The organism is Leucothrix mucor DSM 2157 (genome assembly GCF_000419525.1).
Lineage (GTDB): Bacteria > Pseudomonadota > Gammaproteobacteria > Thiotrichales > Thiotrichaceae > Leucothrix > Leucothrix mucor.
This window is the reverse complement of sequence record NZ_ATTE01000001.1, coordinates 3,558,399-3,577,691: the sequence shown is the minus strand read 5'-3', so window position 1 is coordinate 3,577,691 and position 19,293 is coordinate 3,558,399. Positions and strand designations below refer to the sequence as shown.

General features: G+C 49.5%; 18 protein-coding genes. 8 read left to right on the top strand and 10 right to left on the bottom strand.

Annotation, left to right across the window (positions count from 1 at the left end; translation table 11 throughout):
* Positions 1 to 109: 109 nt before the first annotated feature.
* Entirely contained in the window at positions 110 to 1,009 is a 900-nt protein-coding gene (locus LEUMU_RS0116355) for a DMT family transporter (protein ID WP_022953375.1), read from the bottom strand.
* A gap of 39 nt (positions 1,010 to 1,048) precedes the next feature.
* On the opposite strand from LEUMU_RS0116355, the gene LEUMU_RS26505 reads away from it, so the two are divergent.
* The 3 genes from LEUMU_RS26505 (at position 1,049) to LEUMU_RS0116340 (ending at position 5,234) form a co-directional block, all read left to right on the top strand.
* Complete coding sequence (locus tag LEUMU_RS26505) at positions 1,049 to 2,032, top strand: helix-turn-helix transcriptional regulator (protein WP_022953374.1); 984 nt, start codon at positions 1,049 to 1,051, stop codon at positions 2,030 to 2,032.
* Positions 2,033 to 2,164: 132 nt separating this feature from the next.
* Positions 2,165 to 4,480 (top strand): Ig-like domain-containing protein, encoded by a 2,316-nt coding sequence (locus LEUMU_RS0116345; protein WP_022953373.1) that lies wholly within the window; start codon positions 2,165 to 2,167, stop codon positions 4,478 to 4,480.
* Positions 4,467 to 5,234 (top strand): SCO family protein, encoded by a 768-nt coding sequence (locus LEUMU_RS0116340; protein WP_022953372.1) that lies wholly within the window; start codon positions 4,467 to 4,469, stop codon positions 5,232 to 5,234. The genes LEUMU_RS0116345 and LEUMU_RS0116340 overlap by 14 nt, the downstream gene beginning before the upstream one ends.
* Positions 5,235 to 5,807: 573 nt before the next feature.
* On the opposite strand, the gene LEUMU_RS0116335 is transcribed toward LEUMU_RS0116340, so the two are convergent.
* From LEUMU_RS0116335 to icmF, 3 genes are all read right to left on the bottom strand, one after another.
* The gene (locus LEUMU_RS0116335) at positions 5,808 to 6,593 is read right to left on the bottom strand and encodes an enoyl-CoA hydratase-related protein (protein WP_022953371.1); all 786 of its coding nucleotides are present in this window, start codon (positions 6,591 to 6,593) and stop codon (positions 5,808 to 5,810) included.
* Between the two features lie 11 nt (positions 6,594 to 6,604).
* Complete coding sequence (locus LEUMU_RS0116330; protein ID WP_022953370.1) at positions 6,605 to 7,459, bottom strand: 3-hydroxybutyryl-CoA dehydrogenase; 855 nt, start codon at positions 7,457 to 7,459, stop codon at positions 6,605 to 6,607.
* 197 nt (positions 7,460 to 7,656) lie between these two features.
* Positions 7,657 to 10,917, bottom strand: coding sequence for a fused isobutyryl-CoA mutase/GTPase IcmF (gene icmF, locus LEUMU_RS0116325; protein WP_022953369.1), 3,261 nt, complete (start codon positions 10,915 to 10,917; stop codon positions 7,657 to 7,659).
* 147 nt (positions 10,918 to 11,064) lie between these two features.
* Between icmF and LEUMU_RS26500 the strand changes: the two genes are divergently transcribed.
* The 4 genes from LEUMU_RS26500 to LEUMU_RS0116305 all read left to right on the top strand — a co-directional run bounded on the left by LEUMU_RS26500 (position 11,065) and on the right by LEUMU_RS0116305 (position 14,641).
* Entirely contained in the window at positions 11,065 to 11,646 is a 582-nt protein-coding gene (locus LEUMU_RS26500; RefSeq protein ID WP_022953368.1) for a chorismate--pyruvate lyase family protein, read from the top strand.
* A gap of 195 nt (positions 11,647 to 11,841) precedes the next feature.
* Entirely contained in the window at positions 11,842 to 12,249 is a 408-nt protein-coding gene (locus LEUMU_RS0116315; protein WP_026744846.1) for a MerR family transcriptional regulator, read from the top strand.
* 77 nt (positions 12,250 to 12,326) lie between these two features.
* Positions 12,327 to 13,508 (top strand): acetyl-CoA C-acetyltransferase, encoded by a 1,182-nt coding sequence (locus LEUMU_RS0116310; protein WP_022953366.1) that lies wholly within the window; start codon positions 12,327 to 12,329, stop codon positions 13,506 to 13,508.
* Positions 13,505 to 14,641, top strand: coding sequence for an acyl-CoA dehydrogenase family protein (locus tag LEUMU_RS0116305; RefSeq protein ID WP_022953365.1), 1,137 nt, complete (start codon positions 13,505 to 13,507; stop codon positions 14,639 to 14,641). The genes LEUMU_RS0116310 and LEUMU_RS0116305 overlap by 4 nt, the downstream gene beginning before the upstream one ends.
* 114 nt (positions 14,642 to 14,755) lie before the next feature.
* Here LEUMU_RS0116305 and LEUMU_RS0116300 read toward each other — a convergent pair whose 3' ends face one another.
* A complete protein-coding gene (locus LEUMU_RS0116300; protein ID WP_022953364.1) occupies positions 14,756 to 15,373 on the bottom strand; it encodes a TRADD-N-associated membrane domain-containing protein in 618 nt (205 codons plus the stop codon).
* A 179-nt stretch (positions 15,374 to 15,552) separates the two neighbouring features.
* Between LEUMU_RS0116300 and LEUMU_RS26495 the strand changes: the two genes are divergently transcribed.
* Positions 15,553 to 15,969 (top strand): hypothetical protein, encoded by a 417-nt coding sequence (locus LEUMU_RS26495; protein ID WP_022953363.1) that lies wholly within the window; start codon positions 15,553 to 15,555, stop codon positions 15,967 to 15,969.
* A gap of 113 nt (positions 15,970 to 16,082) precedes the next feature.
* Here LEUMU_RS26495 and LEUMU_RS0116290 read toward each other — a convergent pair whose 3' ends face one another.
* The 5 genes from LEUMU_RS0116290 to LEUMU_RS0116270 form a co-directional block, all read right to left on the bottom strand.
* Positions 16,083 to 16,688 carry a DUF1007 family protein gene (locus LEUMU_RS0116290; protein WP_022953362.1) on the bottom strand — a complete coding sequence of 202 codons (606 nt, stop codon included), beginning with the start codon at positions 16,686 to 16,688 and terminating at the stop codon, positions 16,083 to 16,085.
* Positions 16,689 to 16,706: 18 nt separating this feature from the next.
* Complete coding sequence (locus LEUMU_RS0116285; RefSeq protein ID WP_022953361.1) at positions 16,707 to 17,324, bottom strand: HupE/UreJ family protein; 618 nt, start codon at positions 17,322 to 17,324, stop codon at positions 16,707 to 16,709.
* Positions 17,321 to 17,914 (bottom strand): HupE/UreJ family protein, encoded by a 594-nt coding sequence (locus LEUMU_RS0116280; protein WP_022953360.1) that lies wholly within the window; start codon positions 17,912 to 17,914, stop codon positions 17,321 to 17,323. Before LEUMU_RS0116280 ends, LEUMU_RS0116285 begins: the two co-directional genes overlap by 4 nt.
* Positions 17,915 to 18,004: 90 nt before the next feature.
* A complete protein-coding gene (locus LEUMU_RS0116275) occupies positions 18,005 to 18,739 on the bottom strand; it encodes a hypothetical protein (RefSeq protein ID WP_022953359.1) in 735 nt (244 codons plus the stop codon).
* A 75-nt stretch (positions 18,740 to 18,814) separates the two neighbouring features.
* Positions 18,815 to 19,276 (bottom strand): Lrp/AsnC family transcriptional regulator, encoded by a 462-nt coding sequence (locus LEUMU_RS0116270; RefSeq protein ID WP_022953358.1) that lies wholly within the window; start codon positions 19,274 to 19,276, stop codon positions 18,815 to 18,817.
* Between the last annotated feature and the right edge of the window lie 17 nt (positions 19,277 to 19,293).

The following is a 19,293-nucleotide window of genomic DNA, read 5'->3' as shown; positions in this document are numbered from 1 at the left end:
ACGTAAACCTGTTGGCTGTATCTTGTCAATACCCTTTCATCAAGCGCTCTATTTGGCTTAGCTAAGCCGGAGCACAACTGGCAAGATAGTCACGTCAAATACATGTACTTCATATATGCGCTACAGTTAGCTTCTTTGGTAAACGAATTAACCTCATAGCAACCGCATTCCCCAACAGTACCAGCACTAAACCCAACCCATTCATCACGCCCCAAATATAGCCCTCATAAACCGAAGACAAACCCAGTGCAATCACCGGAAATAATACTGTGGCATAAGCTGCCTGATTTGCACCAATCCGATTTACCAGCGAGAGGTACGCTGTAAACCCAATCACCGACGAGAACAGCGCCAGATAGCCCAAGCTGTAGGCATACATCGGGTTGCTATCCCAAGTAATTGGGGTTTGAGTAACGGTAATAATCGCCAGCAACACCAGCGAGCCATACGTCATGCCATAGGCGGTGCCGGTGAGTGGATTGATATTGTGTTTAGCATGGCGCACGGTGATCATATTACCCAGTGAAAAACCAAAGGTACCGAGTGCAGCCAAGGCAATCCCTAAAAATAATTCATGAGAGGCAGCAGTATGTTGCAGTTCCTGCCAGAACAATAAGGTTAAACCGGCAAGCCCTAATGTCCCAGCTGTGTAAATCGACGGGCTGGGTTTAACGCCCCAAAACACCCGATTGTTGATTACGTTATAAAAAATCGCGGCTGAAAACACAATCGACAGCAAGCCACTCGGCATGTACTGAGCGGCGTTATAAAAACAGATAAAGTTAAAGCAGAACAGGCAGCAACCTTGCAGGAAAAACCAGAGATGATCGCTACGCTTCACCGGCTGCAAGCGCTTGGTGATCAGCAAAAACGGGAACAGGATTACCGTCGCCAGCGCAAAGCGATAAAACACCGAAACCAGCGTATCGACCGAGCCGCCCTGAAAGGTAATGGCGAGCCATGAAGTGCCCCATACAAACACGGTGACGATATAGAGAAAGAGAGTCATTGCAGTTACGCCTGGAATAAAAATGCAGTGTAAAGCCGAATGCGCGGCACTTTAGAACCAAATCTTGCGCTTTTTCGCTGCGTGGTCGGCTGGGCTATTGTTGAGTTGGTGGAATTAGATTACTTTCGGTGGATGACTGCCTCTAACCCATCATCGACGAAGCGTTTGCTATCGCCCGCCATGCTCGCCTCTAAGGCCGAGTGCTTGGTGTATGCCGATGTTCAGCATGATGTTTCCTTGGCGGTTTGGCAAAATCAGGCGGACTATGTGCCGACCCACAATAAGCATCTGCACACCCTGAGCTTGTACCTTGAAGGTGGCCAAAATACCTACCGTGCGGATATGAAAAACCGCTTGGGTGGCCCCGGAAAATTATGCTTCTTTCCAGCAGATCATTATTCGGAATGGGTGGTTGGTAAGCAGCTACGACTATTGCATTTGTATTTCACCGATACGCATCTCAATTATCTTGGCTTAACGGCCTTTGATATGGACCCGCGTCTGCTGCAATTGCCGGATTTAACCTTTGAATCCGATCCGCAATTGATTGCTGGTTTGCAGTGTTTACTGGCCAATATGCACCCGACGGATATGAGTAATCGCCTGCTGCTTCAGGATGTGCAGCAACAGCTGATTCTGTATTTATTGAGCCAATACAGCCAACGTAAACCGGAGCCGGTGCGCGGCGGTTTATCGCCTAAAGCAAAGTCGCGAGTGCTCGATTATATGCAGGCCAATCTCGATCAGGATATTAATCTGGAACAACTCGCCGATGAGGCGTGTTTGAGCACCTATCACTTTGCACACATGTTTAAGCAAAGTACTGGCTTGTCGCCGTATCAGTTTTTATCCAAGCAGCGAATGAGTTTGGCCGCGGCTGAATTGCGCGAAGCGGTTCCTGTTGGGCGAGTCGGGGAGCATTGCGGCTATGATAACCCCAGTCGATTTGCGCGGGTGTTTCGTGGTGAGTTTGGCGTTGCGCCGAAGATTTATCAGCAAGCCGTTAGCCAATCCCGTCTTTAAACAATTCCGTTTTGATTGAATGATGCTGTACTGCTTATCTGAAAGTGAGTGCCATCTGGCTCAGTTGTGATAGTGGTACACGCGCCTGATTCCTAGTCTGGAGAGATAAAGTCCCCAGCCTCGGAGAGAATCATGAAAATTATAAATAAAGTGGGCGCCACCGCTTTGCTGTTTGCCTGTATTGCGCCATCGCTACAGGCAGCCCCTGACACGGAAGGTCAATGGAGTGCGCAGCATGACTGGCCACTGATCGCCATTCACGCAGTAATGACGCCACAAGGCAAAATATTCACGTGGGGAACCAATCGCGCAGGTGTGCAGGGTGCGCAGTTTATGTATGATTTGTGGGACCCGGTTACCGGCACCACGGCTTCATCACACAACACATTACCCAATACGCTGGGGGTTGATTCCTTTTGCTCTGCCGCGATTATGTTGCCGGAATCCGGCGATATTCTCATGTCGGGTGGTGATGCGCGACCTCAGGGCTTTGTTAACTCGGGTATTAACTCCGCCCCGATTTTTGATACGGGTAATAACTCCTTATCCAGTGCGCCAGATATGAATTTTGCGCGCTGGTATCCCACATCTATCGCTTTGCCGAATGGTGAGATTTTGCTCTCCGGTGGTCGAGATGGGCAGAATCGTCCGGTGGTGACGCCAGAGATCTACTCACCCTCCAGCAATAGTTGGCGCTCGTTATTGGGTATTCAAACTAACAACTATGGCTATTGGTATCCGCGCTTGTGGGTGACCCCGAATGGTCGCGTGTTTGGTATGCAAGATCGCAAAATGTACTTTATGAACCCCAATGGCATTGGCTCATTGCAGGATGCCGGTACCTTGCCGGCGGTATCTTTTGGCAATACTTCGACGGCAGTGATGTACCAACCGGGCAAGATCTTACAAGTCTCTGGTTATGGCAATAATGCCGTGGCTAATGGTGCGATTGTGGTGGATGTGAACGGTACTAATCCGGTAGTGCGGGAGACATCCCGACCTACTCAGGCAGGCCGACGCTGGTCTGACAGTGTCGTGCTGCCGGATGGTAAGGTGGCATTATTTGGCGGCTCTCAGCTTGCAAATACTTTACAGGGTGTTTCGCTAAAGCCGGAAATCTGGGACCCGGCTACAGAGCAATGGTCATTAATGTCGGGTTCACTACGTCCGCGTCTATATCATTCAACCGCCATGCTGCTAAAAGATGGTCGGGTGTTGGTTGCCGGAGGCGGCGCACCGGGGCCGGAGGTCAATACTAATGCCGAAATATTCTCACCACCGTACCTGTTTAATAGCACGGGCGCAGCGGCCAGACCAACGATTAGCAATGCGCCGGATGAAGCGCCTTATGGCGCGGCGGTTGCCATTGCACACCCTGCCGCTAATCAAATTAGTCGGGTGACCTTAGTGAAAACCGGCGCGGTAACGCACTCCTTTAATATGGAGCAGCGCTTTATTGAGCTGGAGTTCACGGATACCTCGTTTGGCTTGCGCGCTGAGATTCCAGACTCGGCTAATATTGCGACTCCCGGTCACTACCTGATGTTTTTGATTGATAACCAAGGCGTGCCGTCGGAAGGGCATATCATTCGGATTTCCAGTACGGCGGTGTATAACGAGCCTGCGTATCCGGTTGCGATTGCAGATACGAGCAGCGCTACGGCGGGCAGCCCAAAAACGATCAATGTGTTGTCCAATGATACCGGAAGCTCGCTGAGTGTGAGTGACTACAATCGTTATTCTGAAAAAGCCGGCACGATTAGCAAAAGCGGTAATAATCTGGTTTATACGCCATCGGCTAGCTTTAGTGGAACGGATACATTCTGGTATGTGATTAGCGATAGCTTAGGTCGTACTAATAGCGCCAAAGTCACGATTGCCGTGAGTGGTGGGGTGAATAATCCTGCGCCGGTGGGCACGCCAGACACCATTGCAGCAACCTCCGGTAACTCACTGACGATTGATGTATTGAGTAATGACATTGGTAGTGGCTTAGTGCTCAATGCACCGAATGCATGGTCGTTAAAAGGCGGCTCTGTGGCGCTATCCAATAATAAGCTTACGTATACCTCGCAACAGACGTTTACCGGTGAAGATAAGATTTGGTACACGTTTACTGATATTGAAGGGCGCGGCAGTTGGGGTGAAGTGACGATTAATGTCAGCAGTGGCGGTAATCCTGCTCCGGTTGGTAACCCTGATAGCGCGAGTGCCAGTTCCGGTAATCTAATAACCATCGATGTATTGGCGAATGATGTGGGTAATGGTTTAGTGCTTGCCGCGCCGAATGCTTATTCACTAAAGGCAGGTAGCGTGGCGTTGGTGAACAATAAACTGACCTACCGATCACCGGCAGGCTTTAGTGGTGAAGATAAGATCTGGTATGTGTTTGAAGATGTAGAAGGTCGTAGTAGCTGGGGTGAGGTGACAATCAATGTCAGCAACTAAGGTGACTCGATTCCGTGAGGTAAAGCCTTCTATGAGCCTGCCAAAAGCTTTGCTGCTGGCTGGTGGTTTGGCGGGGCTGATTGGCTATGCTGCGTTTGCTACGGTGGAATTGCCAGAGCTTGCAGCGGTTAGCTCAGTGGTGTCTGATGATGAGGCTACTGAGTCTGCCGTAGCAGTGATCGATGAACAAGGCTCCGGCCCTGACGCCCGAATCGCGGCTAATTTATTAAGGCCTGATGCTCCGGTAAGAGGTCCACTGAATACCGCTGAATTGGCCCATCTGGCACTTACCGATCAAGATGGAAAGCGCTTCTCTCTGGCAGACCTAAAAGGTGATACCTTATTAGTCAACTTCATGTTTGCCGGTTGTACCAGCGTCTGTCCGGTGCAAACGATTGGTTTGCGTCGGGTACATAATGAGCTGAAGCTTGAGCCCAAGACTGACCGTATTAAATTGGTATCCATCACCATTGCGCCGTTAAGTGACACGCCGCAGCAGTTGAAAGACTTTGCCAAGCGTTTTGAAATTGATCAACCAACATGGCGCTTTGGAGTGGCGAGTCAGGCTGATACTGATGAGTTGACTGAGCAGTTTTCGGTGGGAGTGAAGCCATTGGATGGTGAGCAGCTTGATCATCGCTCGCTGTTGTATCTCATTAACCATGAAGGAGTGATGATTCAGCAATATCGGGGTGCTCAGGTGGATGTGGAGCGCTTGAAGAAGGAACTCCGAATTGTAGATGCACTTCGGTAGCGGCGAATCATTCCGCATAAACGCTTCGCCTCCTGCGTTGGAAGGCGCTTATTCTGCGGAATGATTCGCCTTGTGGTGTCGCGGGATTGGGTTATGGAGATTCTTTTAGGAAAAGCTAAATGCTTATGGCATCGAAAGGGTGATGCGGTAGTTGAGGCTGTAGTATCGTCTTAAGACTATGAGCGGCTAACTGTGTAGCATAGGGGGCTGTTTATTCATTTAGCCTTATTACCCTCCGCTTACCCCACCAATAGGTCCTATCTTTCAGGATCAGAAGAGGCTGCGACAGCTGCTAGTCCGCTCACAACAAGAGAGAGAATAATAAAATATTTGCTAATCATTCTCTTTCTCCCTTTAGATAATCAGTCTCACAATATCTTGCCCAAAAAAGCTCAAAAATAGGCCTGTTTATTTTCTAAAATTCAAACAAAAAAATCCAACCGTCACCACCAACACAAGGAGCCATGTTATCGCAGAATAAGCGCCTTCCGACGCAGGAGGCGAAGCGTTTCTGCGATAGCATGACTCCGGCCCACAGCGTTTATGCGATAACATGGCACCGACAACAAAAGTTTATTGGCCTGCAAACTCCGCTTTGCGCTTTTCAACAAACGCCGTCATGCCTTCCTTCTGATCTTGGGTCGAAAACGCCAACCCAAATGCCTGACTTTCCATCGCGCAAGCCACTTCCAGATCAATATCCTGACCGTGCTGCACCAGTTGCTTTGCCATGCCAACCGCCAGTGGCCCTTTGCTGCTAATGGTTCGAGCCAGCTTTAGCGCTTCTTCCATCAACTCAGCCGCCGGATAAACATGATTAGCTAATCCCCAACGCTCTGCCTGTTCTGCTTTAATATTATTGCCAGTCACCAGCATTTCCATGGCGCGCGCACGGCCAACTAAGCGCGTCAAACGCTGCGAACCACCAAAACCTGGTGTTACGCCCAAGTTCACTTCCGGCTGCCCAAATAAGGCATTTTCCGAAGCAATAATCCAATCGCAACTCATCGCCAGTTCACAGCCGCCGCCAAGGCAAAAGCCATTCACTGCGGCAATAACGGGAATATCCAATAGCTCTAGGCTGTGGAAAGTGCGCATGCCTTTTTCACTAAATCGCTTGCCTTCGATGCCGGTGAAATTCTGCATTTCTTTGATATCAGCCCCGGCAACAAAGGCTTTATCGCCTGCGCCGGTTATGATCAAAACCCGAGCGTCAGGATCAGCAGCCACTGTTTGAGAGGCACTGTGAATATCATCCAGTGTGGCGGCATTCAGCGCGTTGTAGCTTTTGGGGCGATTCACTGTCAGTACGTAAATTCCGGGTTCTACCGTTTCCAGCAAGATATTTTCGTAAGTCATTAGCGTGCTCCTTAAGCGTCGTAGGTGTAGAAACCTTGTCCGGTTTTACGGCCAAGATAACCAGCATCTACCATTTTGCGCAAGAGCGGGCAGGGGCGGTATTTACTGTCACCAAGGCCATCGTGCAGCACTTCCATGATCGACAAGCAAGTATCCAGACCAATCAAATCAGCCAGTTCCAGTGGGCCCATTGGATGCGCCATACCCAGCTTCATGATTTCATCAATCGCTTCCGCTTTAGCAACGCCTTCCTGCAAGGCAAAAATCGCCTCATTAATCATTGGTAGCAGAATACGGTTGGAGATAAAGCCAGGGTTATCATTAACTTCGACCGGCACCTTACCAATCTGGCGAGATAGCTCATCAATCGCGGTGTAAGTCTCATCGCTAGTTTGTAGCGCACGAATCACTTCGATCAACTTCATCACTGGCACGGGATTCATAAAGTGCATACCAATCACTTTATCCGGACGCTGAGTCTCACGGGCAATACGCGTCAGTGAAATCGAGGAGGTATTAGAGGCCAGAATAGTCTCCGGCTTACACACTTGATCCAGCTGCTGGAAAATCTTCGCTTTGATATCAAGATTCTCACTCGCTGCTTCAACCACCAAGTCCAGATCAGCCAATTGGCTCACATCGGTTGTTGTGCTGATACGTGCCAAGGTTGCTTGCTTGTCTGCATCGGTGATCTTTTCTTTTTTGATCAAACGATCCAGACTTTTAGAAATGGTTGCAACACCATGCTCAAGCGAAGCATCCGCAATATCCTGCATCACCACCGTAAAGCCGGAGGCTGCAAATACCTGAGCGATACCATTTCCCATGGTTCCTGCGCCAATGACGCCAACTGTTTTAATATTCATAATTTCTCTCTGGCTAAAAAACAAATCACCCAACAGAGTGGATGATTTTAATGATATGACTGAGCAGGCTGGTTTTGGCTTTGATGTAGGAAATATCTGAGGCATGGATGCCGAAGCAAGCGCACAAGGATGTGCTCGCCGCGATTTCCGTAATCAATTCCAAAACCAGCCTGCGGTGCTACTTAAAAATCCACAAATTACATATTCCGACGATACTGCCCGCCGACATTAAACAGCGTATCCGAGATCTGCCCCAGCGAGCAATGGCGTACTGCTTCCATCAACGCTTCAAAGATATTCTCGTTATTGATAGCCGCATCCTGCACGCGCTTCAAAATCGCTTCTGAATCCCCACTGTGCTCACTCTGGAATTCATGCAAACGTTTGATTTGGTTTTGCTTTTCATCTTCAGTCGAGCGCGCCAGTTCAATATCAAAGGTCTCAGGGCCATTCGGATTCAGGAAGGTATTTACCCCAATAATCGGCAAACTACCATCGTGTTTCATGTGCTCGTAGTGCATCGACTCATCCTGAATCTTGCCACGCTGATAGCCAGTTTCCATGGCGCCCAACACGCCGCCACGCTCAGAAATGCGTTCAAACTCAAACAATACCGCTTCTTCAACCAGCTCGGTCAGCTCTTCAATAATGAAAGCACCTTGCAGCGGGTTTTCATTTTTGGTGAGGCCCCATTCGTTATTGATGATCAACTGAATTGCTAGCGCACGACGTACCGAGCTCTCGGTCGGCGTGGTAATTGCCTCGTCAAAGGCATTGGTGTGCAGGCTATTACAGTTGTCATAAATCGCGATCAGCGCTTGCAGGGTGGTACGAATATCATTGAAATCCATTTCCTGTGCATGCAGCGAGCGGCCAGAGGTTTGGATGTGGTACTTCAGTTTTTGGCTGCGATCATTTCCGCCATATTTAAAGCGGATAGCGGTGGCCCAAATACGACGCGCCACGCGGCCCATTACTGAGTACTCAGGGTCCATACCATTACTAAAGAAGAACGATAAGTTCGGCGCGAAGTCATCGATATTCATACCGCGCGCCAAATAGGTTTCCACATAGGTGAAGCCATTGGAGAGCGTGAATGCCAGCTGCGAAATCGGGTTAGCACCAGCTTCTGCAATGTGATAACCGGAGATCGAGACCGAATAGAAGTTACGCACTTGCTGATCCACAAAATACTGTTGGATATCGCCCATCATTTTCAGGGCAAATTCGGTCGAGAAAATACAGGTGTTTTGTCCCTGATCTTCTTTGAGAATGTCAGCTTGTACCGTACCGCGCACATTTTTCAGCGCGTAGCTACGTATCTCAGCATATTCCGCATCGTGTGGATTACGCTTGTGTTCGGCTTTGAATTTATCAACTTGTTGATCAATGGCGGTGTTTAAAAACATGGCCAAAATCATCGGCGCAGGGCCGTTAATGGTCATTGAAACCGAGGTGGTTGGATCACATAAATCAAAGCCATCGTATAGCACTTTCATGTCATCCAGTGTGGCAACTGAAACACCGGAGTTACCAACTTTGCCGTAAATATCCGGGCGAACAGCCGGGTCGCGACCATACAGCGTTACCGAGTCAAATGCGGTCGATAAGCGCTTAGCGGCGGAGTGTTCAGAGAGTTTCTTAAAGCGGCGATTAGTCCGGAAAGAGTCACCTTCACCCGCAAACATACGAGTCGGGTCTTCACCTTCGCGCTTAAACGGGAATACGCCCGCGGTATACGGGAAATTGCCGGGTAGGTTTTCCAGCATTAACCACTGCAATAACTCACCATGATCTTCGTATTTAGGCAGCGACACTTTAGGCACAGTATTGCCCGACATGGTTTTATACGTCAGCGCCGTGCGAATTTCTTTATCGCGAATTTTCACCACGTACTCATCGCCGCTGTAAGCTTCGCGTACGGCAGGCCATGCTTCTAATAACTTGTGAGAGTCAGCATTTAGCGCGTTATTACGGGATTCAATTAAGCCATCTAATGAGTCGACCGTTTCACCGCTGTCAGCCAGCATTTGCTTGCTCGACATCAGTTGCTGGCGCTCGCGAGCAATCTTAGCTTGCTTGGCGACGTCCTTTTTGTAGCCGCGAACCGCTTCTGAAATCTCCGCTAAATAACGGGCGCGATCGGCTGGAATAATCACCGAGTTGCCTGAAGATTTGCGCGTCTCAACATTCGGCAGCGCGTCATCATGAGTGACCATGCCCAGCGCTTTGAGTTGCTCTAATAGTTGCTTGTAGAGTGCGGTCACGCCATCATCATTAAAACGTGCGGCAATTGTACCGAACACGGGCATGGATTCTGGCGCGTCCATAAAGGCTTCGCGGTTGCGCTGCATTTGTTTGCACACATCGCGGTAAGCATCTTCAGAGCCTTTGCGGTCAAATTTGTTGATCGCCACCGCATCGGCGAAGTCCAGCATATCAATCTTTTCCAGCTGGCTTTGTGCACCAAACTCTGGCGTCATTACATACAGCGAAGTGTCTACCAACGGCACAATCGCGGCATCACCCTGACCAATACCCGGTGTTTCGACGATCACCATATCAAAGCCGCACAGCTTGCAGGCGTTAACCACTTCGCCCACCACATCCGGAATTTCACCAACGGATTCACGAGTAGCCAGCGAGCGCATGTAGATATTTTCATGCTGATTGGCATTCATACGAATACGGTCTCCCAGCAGCGCGCCACCGGTTTTACGGCGGGTTGGATCAACTGCGACAATCGCAATTTTTAACTGATCTTGCTGGCCCAAACGGAAGCGACGAATCAGCTCATCCGTCAGTGACGACTTACCCGAACCACCGGTTCCGGTAATCCCCAGCACTGGAACTGCACGCTCCATATTGGCACTGGCATCATTAATTTGTTTGCGCAGATTTGCGTCTAAGGTGTCATTTTCCATCGCGCTAATCACGCGGGACAGGGCGCGCCAATCACCGGCTAATAGCGGGTCAATGGTGTCGGGTGCCATGGCGCCGGGGTCAAAGTCGCAGCTGTCGATCATGTGCTGAATCATGCCCTGCAGGCCCATTTTCTGGCCATCTTCAGGAGAATACAGTCGGGTTACACCGTAATCGTGCAGCTCTTGAATCTCTGCGGGAATAATCACGCCACCACCGCCGCCAAAAATACGGATCTGCTCGCCACCTTTTTCCTTAAGCATATCAACCATGTACTTCAGGTATTCAACATGCCCACCTTGGTAGGAACTGATCGCAATCGCATGCGCATCTTCCTGAATGGCGGCATCGACAATTTCCGCCACCGAGCGGTTATGGCCTAAGTGAATGACCTCAGCACCACTGGATTGCAGAATACGACGCATAATATTAATGGCCGCATCATGACCATCAAACAGACTGGCAGCCGTCACAAAGCGAACTTTACGACTATTTTGGCTGTTGCTAACGTGTTGTTTTGTGTCCGGTTTACTCATGATGCAATTCCTCCTTAGGGTAGTGCGCAGAGTGGTTGCGTAAACATAACTTACGTTTACGTTAACGTCAATTATTGGCGGTAGGTTTTTCTTGTATATGAGCGCCTATTCAATATCATACGTCCAATTATGATCAGGATAAACAGCATGAACCCTCTGGAAACGGTCGAAATTAGTACGCAGCACAGGATTCCGCAGCGTCCGGAGGCGGCTTTATTGGCAGAGCTAAGCTGCTTTCAGCGCTTATTATTAGTGACTGATGGCACGGTGACGGAGATGCTGGAGCAGTATCTTCAGGAGTCGATTCAGGTGCATAAGCTGGCTGAAAAAGTTGAGACGGACTTTGATCAAATGCCAGCAGGGCATGAGCTGTTTGTTAGTACGCAAGATATGCCAGTTCTAAAGCGGCAAGTGTTATTACAGGGGAAAACCACGCAGCAATCTTGGCTACATGCCGAGTCGAGTGTATTGCTTGATCATCTACCGCAAGGCTTCCGTAACGACTTACTGCACTCGCGCCAACCAATTGGTCGCCTTTGGGAAAAGTATAAAACCGAAACCTATAAAGTCATGCTGAAATCCGGCAAATTCTTGGCTGGGGAATTGGCTGCGCACTTTGGCATTCTGGCAAGCGATGAACTCATCACGCGCACCTATGGCGTGTACTCCAACCAGAAACTTATTATGGTTATTACGGAGAATTTTCCCGCGTCTTACTTTAAAGATTGAGTATCAAACCCGATTAAAAGCAACGACAACTTAATAGCGCTTCGCCGCTAGGAATAACGATCGCCAAAAGCTCAATCTCTGCTTCGCCATGTGCGCATCACGTTAACGTAAGCGTTAATTTATAGGTGCAGCTTGGCCGAAGTTCTGTATTATGATTTAGATCACACCGCCCATCACTACAAGAAAAGGCCATACATGAGCAGTAACACAATGACCTATACTATTTCTGAGCTTGCCAAAGAGTTTGACGTAACGACCCGCGCCATTCGCCTGTATGAAGAGGCGGGATTACTCAGCCCTGAGCGCGATGGTAATAAACGCATCTACCGCGAGCGCGACCGTGTGCGTTTGCGTCTGACCTTACGTGGCAAGCGCATTGGTTTTACGCTGGCAGAAGTAAAAGACATGTTTGATTTGTACGACTCCAAGCCGGTTGAGGGTGAGAAAAAACAAATTCTCTACTTACTGCAAGTGATGAATCAGCGGCTGGAAACCTTAAAACTTCAGCGCGAAGAGCTAGAGTTGGCGGTGGTGGATATTGAAAGTGTGTGTGAACGTGCGCAGTCGACACTGGCAGAGCTGGAAGCGGCTGAAAACTCATAGTTGACCTTTACGTAAGCGTAAATTACTATTTTGGGCTTATGCGCACACCGTTGCAAAGTTGATGAGGAGAACATCGAATGAATGATCCAGTGGTTATCGTCGGAATGGCACGCACCCCAATGGGTGGTTTTCAAGGTGATTTTAACAGCGTCACAGCACCGGAGTTGGGCGCAGCTGCGATTGCCGCCGCCGTCTCACGCGCCGGTTTAAACAGTGATGATGTGCAAGAGGTAATTATGGGCTGCGTACTACCCGCAGGCCAAGGGCAAGCACCCGCACGCCAGGCCGCATTAGGCGCAGGCTTAAATCTGGCAACCGGCTGCACCACCATTAACAAGATGTGCGGCTCGGGCATGAAAGCCACGATGTTTGCTCATGATTTATTGGTCGCTGGTAGTAGTCAGGTGATGGTTGCAGGTGGTATGGAGAGCATGAGTAATGCCCCATATTTACTACCCAAAGCACGTGAAGGCATGCGCATGGGGCATGGTCAGGTCATGGATCACATGTTCCTCGATGGGCTGGAAGATGCCTATGAAAAAGGCCGCTTAATGGGCACGTTTGCTGAAGACTGCGCCGAGAAATATGGCTTCACCCGCGAGCAGCAGGATGAGTTCGCCATTCGCTCTTTGGGCCGCGCTAAAGCGGCGATCGACAGCGGTGCGTTTGAAGCAGAAATCACGCCGGTTACCGTAAAGTCTCGCAAAGGTGAAAGCACTATTGAAACCGACGAGCAGCCCCATAAAGCCAATATCGATAAAATTCCCCAGCTACGTCCGGCCTTCCGCAAAGATGGCACCGTGACGGCAGCAAACTCTAGCTCCATTTCAGATGGTGCAGCGGCTTTAGTCATGATGCGCCAGAGCGAAGCAGAAAAGCGTGGGCTTAAACCGATCGCTGTCATCTGCGGACACAGCAACCACGCGCATGAGCCCAATTGGTTTGCTACAGCGCCAGTCACCGCGATGAAAAATTTGCTGGAAAAACTCAGCTGGTCAGCCGATTCGGTTGATCTTTATGAAATTAATGAAGCTTTCGCTGTGGTCACTATGGCTGCCATGCACGACCTTGAGCTATCGGCAGATAAGGTGAATGTGAATGGCGGAGCCTGTGCTTTGGGCCATCCCATTGGTGCATCGGGCGCGCGCATTTTAGTGACGCTAATTGCAGCGTTGCAAGCTCGCGGCTTAAAGCGCGGCATGGCATCTTTGTGTATCGGTGGCGGCGAAGCGACTGCGATTGGTTTGGAGTTAGTATGATTTTGACAGAAGAGCAGATCATGATTCGCGACATGGCGCGCGATTATGCTCAGGAAAATTTAGCGCCACACGCTGCCGACTGGGATCGTAATAGCACCTTCCCAGCGGCGCAAATTAAAGAAATGGGTGAGCTCGGCCTGTTGGGCATGGTGATGCCGGAGGAGTGGGGTGGTGCAGGCACTGACTACGTATCATTCGCCTTAGCCATGGAAGAAATTGCGGCTGGCGATGGTGCTTGCTCAACCATCTTAAGCGTGAATAATTCGGTGGTTTGTGGGCCATTACTTAACTACGGTAGTGATGATTTAAAAACACGTTACCTCAAGCCATTAGCGTCCGGCACGATGCTGGGATGCTTTTGTTTGACCGAGCCTCATGCCGGGTCGGATGCATCATCCCTACGCACCACCGCCACTCGCGATGGCGATAACTATGTCTTAAATGGCAGCAAGCAGTTCATTACCTCAGGCAAGCATGCCGATGTGGCAATTGTGTTTGCAGTGACCGATGTGGCTGCAGGCAAACGTGGAATTAGCGCCTTTGTAGTGCCAACCAATACGCCTGGCTATCAAGTCGCTGGCGTTGAAACCAAGCTTGGCCAACATGCCTCCGATACCGCAACCATCTTCTTTGATAACTGCACCATCTCTGCTGATCATCGCTTAGGCGAAGAAGGTGAGGGTTATAAAATAGCCTTGAGCAATCTGGAAAGTGGTCGTATTGGTATTGCGGCGCAGTGTGTGGGCATGGCGCGGGCCGCTTATGAAGCCGCATTGGCTTATGCCAAAGAGCGGCAGAGTTTTGGTAAAGCGATTGTCGAGCATCAAGCGGTTGGCTTTCGTTTAGCTGATATGGCGATGCAATTGGAGGCTTCGCATTTATTGGTTATGCAAGCAGCCGCTTTGCGTGATGCGGGTGAGCCTTGCTTGAAAGAAGCCTGCATGGCTAAGTTATTTGCCTCGGAAGCGGCAGAAAAAATCTGTAGCGATGCGATCCAAATTCACGGTGGCTATGGCTATTTGAATGACTTTCCGGTCGAGCGTATTTACCGCGATGTGCGGGTTGCGCAGATTTACGAAGGCACCAGCGATATTCAACGGATTGTTATTGCCCGCCAGTTACTAGCAGACTAAATTAGTTGCAGTTGCAGTTGCAGTTGCAGTTGCAGTTGCAGTTGCAGTTGCAGTTGCAGTTGCAGTTGCAGTTGCAGTTGCAGCTATTGGTCTGGCTGTTAATAGTGTTAGGCGCTAACCATCAGCCGTTGTCGAGCTCATCCCGACATCGGCTGAGGCTGAGCGATTCCAAAACCGCTTCCGCTCCGAATCAAGGCCTTCGATATTCGCTAGCTGGAAGATCAGTTGAGCGCGGGTCGTATCACGCAGCTCATCCCCCAAGCTTTCACACAGGCTATTGGCCAATAAAAACCGCTGCGTAATTTCCAGTCGTCCTTGAAATAGGGTGAGCTGGCCAATGGTTTTGCCATACAAATAGAAATTTACCCCCGAAATAAACTCGACCATGCCACCGCCTATCAAGGTCACGGTAGAAATTTTTTGGTTATCAAACATGGTAAAGCCAATGGCGGCGACAAAGAATATTAAGCCGACCATACCAGCCACCAGAGCCCAACGAAAACTACGCTGCGCCTGCGATAAAGAGAGATCATAAAAGCGCGAGAGTAGCTCGATTTGCGAGGCGGCAGTGCTGCGTATATCATCGGTTGGGGAGTCCGTCAGCCGCTCCAGTGCTTTTTCGGCGGCCTCTGAATACGCAGGCGGTTGCTGCACATTCATCTCAAACAGCTTATCCATATAGCTGCGTTTGGTCTTAGGTTTATCATCGGTTTTGCTCAGACTTTCATCCATTTCTAGCCTCCTGATCACTAAGTAACTTTCAGCCTAAGCATAGTTGTAAATGCTCCAGAGCGCATTGAATAAATGGGCAAGTGTTTGAATTAAGGAAATTTCTCCTTAATTCTCGCGGTTGTAATTATTTGCAAAGCAGATAATTATGGCAGCTCATAATAATGAGGGAGAGAAACAATATGAAAAAAATAGGGTGGCTATTGGCGGTTTGGGCGCTGACCTTCTCGGCTGGCGCAATGGCCGATGAGGTGTGGACGAGTAATTATGGCAAAGTGGTGTATGAAACAGATATGGGGCCGACCGCGGTCTGGAGCTATCGCAATGAAAACTATAACGGCTTAATTTATCTGGCTGGCTTAGCGGGTATCTATAAAAACCGTGGCAGTTATGAAGGCTACTGGGTGCAGTACAACTCAGATAAGCGCTGCGATACGGAGAGGCCGACTCAAGCAGGTCAAACCAGTCACTACTGGGGGCGCTTCCACATTCGCTTTATCGATAAGGATTTCCCCTCGCGCTGGGAGGCTAAGTGGGGCTATTGCAATGATCCGATGCAGTCAACGCCATGGCGCGCCGATCCGTATTTCGGTAAGTGAGTTCAGTGATTAAGCGCAAGCAATAAGCGCAGACTTTTGCGAGAAGTCAGGATACAAAAAAGCCCGTCTCAGCGATCAAACTGATACGGGCTTTACTTTTGCGTACGGTGTAATTAGCGGCAATCAACCGTCATGGTATCAGCCATTTGAACATGGCCATCCATCTCCGCCACTTGCTTTTGATCCAGTTCAGGCTTTTCACACAACTTGTCAAACGCATCACCCAAGATCAGATTATCGCGGGTTAGAAAGGTCGCTAAACCAACCGCGGTTGCATCACTCACGACCACTTTGAGCACGTGGCCCTTTAATTCCTGAGCGGTTTCAAACGGCAACGCCATATTCACTTGCAGGCGATCTTCATCCGTAATCTGGACGTTGTAGTCGGTCACTTCAGCGTTAGTGATTGCTTGATCGTCAACCAATACCGTTGTGAAATAGCCAACACCCGTTAGGCCCTCAAGAATGTCTTTAGCGCGCTTTTTAAGTGTGGCTTCACGGTTGGCTTCAGATAAATCCTCGCCATCCATTAACACCGCAGACAATTCCTTATCGTAAACCCATCTCATCTGCAGAGCATTGAGCTTGCCGGCCTCATCACTTTGAAGCGTAGCCGTTAAGTCGAGCTGATAATGAAATCCAGCCGCGTTAGCCAGCGGTGAAAGTAGTGCGCCACCGATGACGGCAGAGGCTAATAATGTGCGTAGAGCTTTAGTCATTGTGCATCTCATATAAAATCAGGTTCTGGCAACATTTGCTAATAACAGCGCCAGTACGAGTAACGCGCCAGCGGTACACCACGCACCTAAAATGCGTAAGATAACGCCCTGCAATACATTGCGAAGAGCTAGCGCAATAAATGTCACGACCAGAAGCAGCGCTGAAATACTTACACCACTACCACTTAGGTGGGCATAAATCTTACGTGCTTGCAGGCCGGGAATTTGTGGAACTGAAGAATCCAAGCCAATCACTACCGCCGCAATCGCTGCGATAGTGAGAGGCAAGACTAAGGGCAGCTGACGCTTGAGCGTGAGCAATATACCCATGAGTCCGGCCAATGGCAGCAGGATCATTTCAGTGTCCCAGCTAACTGACTGGATGCGCGTCATTAACAACGCACCACAAAACACAACAATGAACGTCGGTAATACCACCCGAGCTTGCTTCCAGCCCTGTTGACCTAATAATAATCCTAGTGCAAACACCACAATCAGGTGTGCCGGAATCACCAATGGATGATTCAGCCCCTGCATGAAAAAGTTTGTGCTAGGCCCACCAATCGCCCAGGCGGAGAGTGGTGTGATCAGGCTGAGCAGGGCGATTGGCCCCACTCGGGTAGTCAGTTGTTTCATAGCGCTCCAGTCAAAAAGCCAACACCCGCGAGGGCAATTAAGCCGCCAGTCGCTCGTGCAACAATACGACCCATCGGCCAGCGAATAAGTTCACCGATACCAATACCTGCCAAATGCAGAAGACCGGTAGAAACCACAAAACCAATGCTGTAAGACAGTGCGTTAACCGCATTTGGTAGCTCAGTACCGTGTGCATGGCCATGGAAGATAGCGAACGCTGCAACGATGACTGAAGCAACCCATAACGGTGGACGAAGCGCTAACAAGATCATCAAGCCGAGTACTACTGAAGAGCTTGCGATGCCGATTTCAATACCTGGAATGGGAACACCCAAGATACCCATCACACCACCAATGGTCATCACCAGCGGGAATACAACGGGTAGCACCCAAATGGCTGGGCGACCCAAAAAGGCACCTAAGATACCCACGGCGACCATCGCAGTGACGTGATCCAGCCCCATGATCGGGTGCAGCGCTCCACTAATAAAACCACCTGTAACGCCTTCACCTGTATGTGCCAATGCAACAGAGGTCGTTGCAAGCAATAATGCGAATACTCCGGTTAGAGATCCGATTAAAGTCTTCATGGGTTGTTCTCCTAATTAAGATAAATTTTTGAAATGTCTTACTTCATTTCTATACGCCAGCTTAACATGCAACTATAGCAGCGACTAGATTCAGCGAGCCTGTTTTAATAAACTAGTTATCAGCTTTTTAGGCGGTGCAATTTCCTTGGCTGGATAGAATAAACCCGGCAGTCGCGCACCCTTTTTAGGCTTCGCAATCGGGCCTGGTGCCTTCCATGTGTAGCCCCAGTTACTGGTGTTATAGCGATACCATTTGAGCTGGCCACTGCCGGCTTTTCGAAGGTCATAAGCCGCTGCCAGCATTTGCCCCGCGCCGTTGGAGCGCACATTAAAGTCCTGCAGCGTCAGGTACTCCATATTTTTGTTATTCATGCCTTTAGGAGTCGGAATTGTCAGGCATTCAAAGTGGCGCAGCTGGTTTTTAATATTGAGCACCGTAAAGTGCTGATCTTTTGCATTAATGCCACTCATGGAGAACAGCGAGATACGAAAATGAGCCGCTGTACTATAAATACGCATGGGAATATCGTCGCGAGCGATCGGATAAGCACGCCAGCGATTTTTAAGTTGTACATATAAGACCATGCCAAGGCCGTTATAATCCTGCGTGAGTAGCAGCGGCAGCGTGCCATTATTCAGTTTATAGCCAAAGATGAGCTTCTTTCGCTGCATGTCCTGAATATGGTACTTTTTAATGTTGATTTCTTTACCGCATTGCCAGCGAGGGTCCCATTTCGAAACGGGTGCGGCAGCGGCTAAATTAACGCTGAGAGTCACTGCCAGCAGGCTGAGTAGTACACTGCTATAGCGCAGGAGTGCGGGCATAAGATTTCCTTTCTTGTTTATTTATTTGTTCAAAATATAGTGCCAGCTGCCTGAATTTCATGCAAGTTACCGAAGTTATAGACTTATATTCGGCAAATTGGAGCGGCGGATAAACTGGCTAATGGCAAACCGCGAGCGAATTGATTGGATGCCCGGTACGACGGTGAGCTTGTCATGTAAAAACTTCTCATAGGCTTGCAGGTCGGCCGTCACCACGCGCATTAGAAAATCCCGCGAGCCGGTCATTAAATAGCCTTCCATAATCTCCTCAAACTCACTCACTTGTCGCTTGAATGCATCAATACTGGCAGCGGTTTGCTCTTTTAGTTCGACCGCTACAAAAATACTCACCGGCAAGCCGACCTTTTGCTGGTCTAACAAGGCTGTGTATTGCTGGATTACACCGGAGGATTCGAGTGCGGCAACCCGTCTGGCGCAGGGGGTCGCGGAGAGGTTAACTTTGCTAGCTAAGTCGGTGATTCGAATACGTGCATCCTTTTGTAATTCACGAAGAATCGCCAGATCAATCTTGTCCATTGTTCTTTTTCTCTAAT